The sequence below is a fragment of the Anaerovibrio slackiae genome, assembly GCF_009695585.1.
Lineage (GTDB): Bacteria > Bacillota > Negativicutes > Selenomonadales > Selenomonadaceae > Anaerovibrio > Anaerovibrio slackiae.
Map to the genome: position 1 here is coordinate 43,641 of NZ_VUNR01000019.1, position 6,410 is coordinate 50,050.

Sequence of the window (6,410 nt, forward strand, 5' to 3'; positions counted from 1 at the left end):
TTTTATCATGGCAAAGTTATCACTGAAGAAAAAAAGCTGCATAGCAGTTGCTGCTGCCTTAGTGATTGTAGGCGGCAGCGCAGTATATGCAAGGACGGTTCCAGGCTGGGATGAACCTTGGGATCCGCCAAATTATTATTCGCCTACAAGCATATCCTGGGCAGATACCAATAATCCGAGTTTTTTCTATCGTGATTTGGGCTGGCAGGGTGGCTCTGTGCTGGATCCCAAGCGGCTGGCACAGTGGGTTACTACTGTCAGCCAGTGCGTAAGCTGGCTTTCCAATGCTGAAAATATCTTGGAGTTGAAAATAATCAACAGTCTGCCAATATCTGCAGATATTTTCAACAAGGATCAGCAGATGTTAAAAAAGACTCAGACCATTACTGCGGAAGCGTATAAAAGATCCCAGGGGCAGGGAATTTTCGGTAGTGAGGATTTTAGGAAATCCAATCGCTGGAATGAAGATGAATACGAATACAGTGCAGACAAACAGGCTCAGGCAGTGGAGAATGCCACTGCCAAAATTGCTGAAACGTCGGCAGCTGCCATAGCCGATACAGAGGAAATTAATCGGCAGCTGGATGCACTTTTGCAGCAGGCAGCTAAGGCAAAAGGAGAACGGGAATTGGCGCAAATTAACATGCAGATACAAGCGTTAAAGGATGCCGTCTGGGCGAGGCGAAATGCGTTGATGGTCAATTTAGCCAACATGAGAAGCGTTACGGAGACAGTAAAAAATAATGAACTGTTGAACACGGCCAGACAAATCAGGGAGGCGAAACTGAATATACAGGATCCATATAACAGATCGGAGCATCAGGAGAAGCTGGTGCCAAAGCCAGAACCAATTGGTTTTGTAAAATTTGAAGATTGAAGATCCTGAAAAAGCCATCTGAAGCTGCATTTCAGATGGCTTTCAAATTTTGCGACAAATCACGTTTTTAAAGCGTTTTGGGCAGGATATACTTGATACATCATAAACATATAGGAAAGAAGGTAAAAATATGGGGACTTATAGTGAGATTGCTGCAGCAATGCAGCGGAGGGATTATGAGGAAATGCTGAAGTCAGTTAGCCAACATCAGCATAAGAAGGAGCTGGAAGATTTTTTCCAGGAAGCTGATAAGCTGGTGCTTGGAGAAACAACCTCGATTGATAGCTTAGATGTTGTAAATGGTAATTCGCCGGAGGATGTCATTGTGCTGCATTGGCCTAATTATAAGAGGTGGAGCATAGGAGAAGATGAATTTCTGAATGATTGGTGTGACAGGTGTGGCGGTGATTATGTACGTGTCGGTAAGGAGTCAGATGATATTGTTAAAAATCTTAACATGTACGAGATTAGTGTAGGGGAGACCACTGTAGATTGGCAGGCAGGCGATACACGTTATGATATGAAAGATGTATTAGAAAAGATAGCTCTGCAGTGTGGCGGCGCAAAGGCGATGGCAGATAAATATGCTATTCCGGAGGAACGGCTTACATGGATGCAGCTGCAGGAAAAGTTTATGCCGGAGGACAAAAAGGCAAAAATGGCTGATGCGGTTAATTTGGCGGATGCAGGACAACGTGGGGAATTTTTAGGTCAGATTATCGATGTTTTTGAGGATTTTTTGGAGGAACAGCAAGTTAAAGTGCCAGCTCCTGAAGGAAGTGAAATTGATGAGCAGGATAATGTACGGCTTTGTGGCAGCCATTATGATAAGCTGCATGAAGCCTTGGAAAACTTAATGGTAAACTGGCAGGTTATGCCTGGGCTGCCAAGGGAGAATAATGCGGTACTTACCCCTGGGGAACTGGCTGCTGAAATTAATTCTTTTTCCAATGAGCCTGCTGAAAAGCTGCGCATGGTGGAAAATATCAAATCCATCGGATTTGCATTGGTGAACAAAGATAGAAATAACATAACGAGGAACAGATAAAAAGATTTTAGGAGGTAGTGTGCTATGGAAAACGAAATCTATAAAAATTTACCACTTTCCCAGGGTGAGATTAATACCTGGGAAGATGTGCCGGGGTGGCAAGAGCGAAATGTGGATTTTCAGACCTTATTTCATGATTATAAGGTAAACAAGAAGATGCTGGATGAATTTTGTACATATCCGGAGGCCTTCAAGTACCATACTGATCATAATTTCACATGGTATGAGATTAATGCGTGCAGCTACAATATTTTCTGTTATCAGCCATATGATAGTGAATATAAAGAATTGGTAGTAAAGCACTGCAATAAGGATCATTTCAATGCAGATGCTTTTTATAATAATCCTACTGTTCCATATGATTTAGGCACTAAGGCGGCCTTGCTTGAATTTGCTTCTGCTGGAAATGAATGTGCGTATTTAGAGTATGAAGGTAAATTGAGCTTGCTATCAACAGTGGAAGCAGTGGATATGGCAAAGCTGAAAGAATTTCATGATCCTGATATGAGTGAGTTTTCTTCAAGAGATTTTCTGCTGCATCAACCTTGGCATGGTGCACAGGTTTGCTGGCTCACACACAATTTGACCAATATGGACCAGCTGACATTGGAATACTTCATGAGTAAGGATTACAGTGGCTATCAGTGGGAAATATTGAAGAATATTGCAACTTATCAGTACAATTTGGATGATAAGTTTATTGAAGCTCATATAGACGAGCTTCCTTCTGAGGCTTTAGCAGCAAGAGTAAATACAGGATATATGCTTTCAGAAAATATACTGCAAAAATATGAAGACAAGCTTTGTGTATTAGATAATATAGATCGCCTGGTTACATATCGGTATATATCGCAAGAAAGAAACTTTTCAGAGGCGTTCATTGAAAAATATAAATCCGGCCTGGAAGAAAATGGCTGGGAGTGTATTTCTGGAAAGTATAAGTTGAGCCAAAATTTTATAGAACACAACTATGATAAAATCAATTTAGAGGCGATCGAGTATAATGATACTATTCCATATTCCGTAGATGAGGTTAAGCAGTTTATCAAGAACGGCGAGAAAGCTGCCAGAATAGAGACGATTAGTGCAGTGAAAAATGACATCTTGGAGGCCCTGAGAGCTTCTGGGCTAACTTCAAAGGAGCAGTTGCAGATACTTGATAGCATTAAGAAAGAAGGCCAATCTGTGTTGTCTCAGGGGAAAATAACCGCTGTTGCGAAAAAAAGATAATTATCAATATATACAGAAAAAGATGTTCCTATATAGCAAACAAGGAACATCTTTTTTGTATTGTTATAATTCAAGTTTACTGACTGTTCATTTCATGAATTTTAATCTGCGCTTCGATTTTTGCAATTTCGATTTCCATAATTTTACAGTATTGTTTTTCATATTCATTACCAAAATCATATAGCGTTTTTGTAATTGAACGAATAGTATTTTCAAATTTTGAGTTTTCAACTCCCGATGAGATCAAATTACACAAAGAATCCAAGAAATATATAGATTTGCTTTGATAATAGTTTATAAAGTCTCTTGCTAAACGTAGTTTTGGTTCTATCATTGACTCATCACGTTCTATTTCCTTTATGATAGCTTCGGTGATTGTTTCCATCTTTTTCAGGTTTGATATTAGTTCCGTATCGGTTTGTTTATTATTGACTATATTAAGGTATTTTTTAATTAATTCATTAAATTTTGAGGTGTTTAGCAATATCGTTTTATGTAAATCTTTTAAATGAATATCTTCATTGAATATATTTTTATCAGAATTTGTCTCAATTACAGCTTCTTTAAATATTAAATTTTCGAAGCAATTGTAAATATTATAAAGAAGTCCATATACAAGCAGTATAATTGAAATAAAAAATACAATAAATATTACAATATAATCTTCTCCTTTTAATGAATTATCAGATGCTTTATTAGTCATCATTATTTTCACCTCTATTTTCGATTGTGCTGATTACATATATCAAGAAGTGTAAGCAATAATACTTTAGTCTTTTGTATAAGTTTCGTTCATATTGATAACCTTAATTTCAGATTCGATTTTTGCAATTTCGATTTCCATAATTTTACAGTATTGTTTTTCATATTCATTACCAAAATCATATAGCGTTTTTGTAATTGAACGAATAGTATTTTCAAATTTTGAGTTTTCAACTCCCGATGAGATCAAATTACACAAAGAATCCAAGAAATATATAGATTTGCTTTGATAATAGTTTATAAAGTCTCTTGCTAAACGTAGCTTTTGTTTTTTCGTTGACTCATCACGTTCTACTTCATTTATGATGGCTTCGGTGATTGTTTCCATCTTTTTTAGGTTTGATATTAACTCTGTATCGGTTGGTCCATAGTTAATCGTTTGATATTTTTTTATTAATTCATTAAATTTTGATGTGTTTATAATCATTGTTTTATAAAGCTCATCAAAATAATTATCTTTATCTTCCTTAGATGTATTCTGCTTTACAGTATCTTTTTCTTTCTCCTTTTGTTTTTCTAAGTTTTCGGCATAAGCCATACAAAATCCCCCAATCGACGCGAGTATTAGAAAAATAAAAAAAGTAAAAGAAAAGTCCCCGTTCATAATATGTCCTCCTAATTTTCAAATTAAATTTCTATTTTTTAGTCCGGTGACAGACTCATCCATAGTAATCATGCCATCTGCACGGTTCATAAAATCTTTTAGCCTGAAAGATTTACCGCTGCGGATGGTGTTTTTTATTGCATCCGTAACCAACATAATTTCAAAAGCGGCCACTCTGTTGTATGGGGCTGTTTCTGATGCAGGTAATAGTTTCTGTGTGACAATCGCTTTCAGGCAATTCGCCAGCTGATTTCTTATCTCTAAATTGCGGTCGGCAGGAAAATACTGGCTAAATCTGTCAATAGCTTCCATGGTATTGCCTGCATGTAATGTTGTAAAAACTAAATGACCTGTTTCAGCTGCTTGCATAGCGGTGGAGATGGTTTCTGCATTACGCATCTCGCCTACCAGGATAATATCAGGATCCTGGCGGAGTGCCTCGATCAGCCCTTCAGCAAAATCTAATACATGGGTGCCGACTTCACGCTGAGTAACAAGTGATAGGGCAGATGAAATTTTATATTCTATAGGTTGCTCAATGGTTATGATATGCTTTGCTTGCGTGGCAGCGATTTCATTAAGAATAGATGCGATTGTAGTGGTTTTTCCGCTGCCTGTAGGGCCGGAAATAACGACCAGGCCGTGTTCCAGCTTGGTAAAGTTTTGTATGGCAGGGGGAAGGCGTAGATCTTTCATGGTAGGTATGTTTTTCGGCAGCAGCCGTATGGCAAGATTTAATCCCTGCAAATCCGAGTAGATATTAATACGGCAATTCATATCCATGGTACATGTAGTATCCATATTAATTGGCATCCCAATTTGATATGATTGAATCATGTGCGTTTGTATTGATGTCAAAGAAATTTCGCCAGATAGGATAAGTTCTTTTATATCTTCGTTAGAAAAAGAGTTGGTAGATGTTTTCAGGCTGCCATCAACACGATATACAAATTTCTGTCCAGCTTTTATGTGTATATCGCTACCATGAGCTGCTCTGCAATTTTCAATAAGTTCGGTTATCTTCATATTAATCATTATCAATTACTCCTATGATTCATTAAAAATTAGTTGCTTGAAAATAATATAATCAAAAAATACAGTTGCAAAAATAGAACAATACTAATGATTATATTACGTAGTGCATCAGTAATTTTATAACCTGGACATCTAAAATATTTTAATATCCACCAGACGATGTCCAGGACAATCCATAAAAAGATACTTGATATAAATTCGTTAAAGCTCATCAAAATGCTCACTTTCTAACCATTCCATAATCCTATCAACATAGGGGTTATGCCGCAATAAATTGTCATAAAATCACCTCATCAATTACCCAAATTATTATCGCGCTAATCTCAATAGCAAACGAAATTGTTACGAGATTCTCATACACTTCATCCATCATTGCGTTATTTCAGCCTCGCTTTCCAGCCACCTCTTTATATTATCAACGCAAGTTTTTTGACCACAAGAATCGTCAATACAAAACCTACAAGGATCTACTAAGTTGCTTAATATTTCTGCCAAATCTTCATTACTCATAGTCGCTAATTTTTCTCTGTTAGTCATCCTTACCACGCTCCTCAAAGTAAAATTTGATTTCCATATCCGTTTCCTGGATAACATCATACGCTAATGCCAGTTTATAAATGAACACGCCTCCAAATCATTTCTTGAGCAATTTAAGTTCTACAGGGAGTTATATGTTATGTCATATGCTCCAGCAAGTGGTAATGGCCAGGTTGTCACGTTATCAACTCCTCGTATAATAAGTTTTGTAAGCAAGATATCCGCCTTGTATGCAAAACTTATTTTTCTTTTTACAACTAAATATTTTTCTATGAAATTGGATTTCCTGATGCTACAATAATCAAAGAGATTATGCG

8 protein-coding genes are annotated in these 6,410 nt (G+C 37.0%); 3 read left to right on the forward strand and 5 right to left on the reverse strand.

Annotated features, from left to right (window positions below):
• The first annotated feature begins 7 nt into the window (after positions 1–7).
• From FYJ84_RS09850 to FYJ84_RS09860, 3 genes are all read left to right on the forward strand, one after another.
• Positions 8–877 carry a hypothetical protein gene (locus FYJ84_RS09850; RefSeq protein ID WP_154407442.1) on the forward strand — a complete coding sequence of 290 codons (870 nt, stop codon included), beginning with the start codon at positions 8–10 and terminating at the stop codon, positions 875–877.
• A 130-nt stretch (positions 878–1,007) separates the two neighbouring features.
• Positions 1,008–1,925 carry a hypothetical protein gene (locus FYJ84_RS09855; RefSeq protein WP_154407443.1) on the forward strand — a complete coding sequence of 306 codons (918 nt, stop codon included), beginning with the start codon at positions 1,008–1,010 and terminating at the stop codon, positions 1,923–1,925.
• 24 nt (positions 1,926–1,949) lie between these two features.
• A complete protein-coding gene (locus tag FYJ84_RS09860) occupies positions 1,950–3,155 on the forward strand; it encodes a hypothetical protein (protein WP_154407444.1) in 1,206 nt (401 codons plus the stop codon).
• Between the two features lie 76 nt (positions 3,156–3,231).
• On the opposite strand, the gene FYJ84_RS09865 is transcribed toward FYJ84_RS09860, so the two are convergent.
• The 5 genes from FYJ84_RS09865 to FYJ84_RS14480 all read right to left on the reverse strand — a co-directional run.
• Positions 3,232–3,861 (reverse strand): hypothetical protein, encoded by a 630-nt coding sequence (locus FYJ84_RS09865; RefSeq protein ID WP_154407445.1) that lies wholly within the window; start codon positions 3,859–3,861, stop codon positions 3,232–3,234.
• A gap of 63 nt (positions 3,862–3,924) precedes the next feature.
• Complete coding sequence (locus FYJ84_RS09870; RefSeq protein ID WP_154407446.1) at positions 3,925–4,521, reverse strand: 5-bromo-4-chloroindolyl phosphate hydrolysis family protein; 597 nt, start codon at positions 4,519–4,521, stop codon at positions 3,925–3,927.
• Between the two features lie 18 nt (positions 4,522–4,539).
• Positions 4,540–5,556, reverse strand: a complete 1,017-nt coding sequence (locus tag FYJ84_RS09875; RefSeq protein ID WP_154407447.1) for a type IV pilus twitching motility protein PilT — start codon at positions 5,554–5,556, stop codon at positions 4,540–4,542.
• 369 nt (positions 5,557–5,925) lie between these two features.
• Positions 5,926–6,093 carry a hypothetical protein gene (locus FYJ84_RS09880; RefSeq protein ID WP_154407448.1) on the reverse strand — a complete coding sequence of 56 codons (168 nt, stop codon included), beginning with the start codon at positions 6,091–6,093 and terminating at the stop codon, positions 5,926–5,928.
• 120 nt (positions 6,094–6,213) lie between these two features.
• The coding region (locus tag FYJ84_RS14480; RefSeq protein WP_205764192.1) for a hypothetical protein at positions 6,214–6,410 on the reverse strand (197 nt) is incomplete at its 5' end.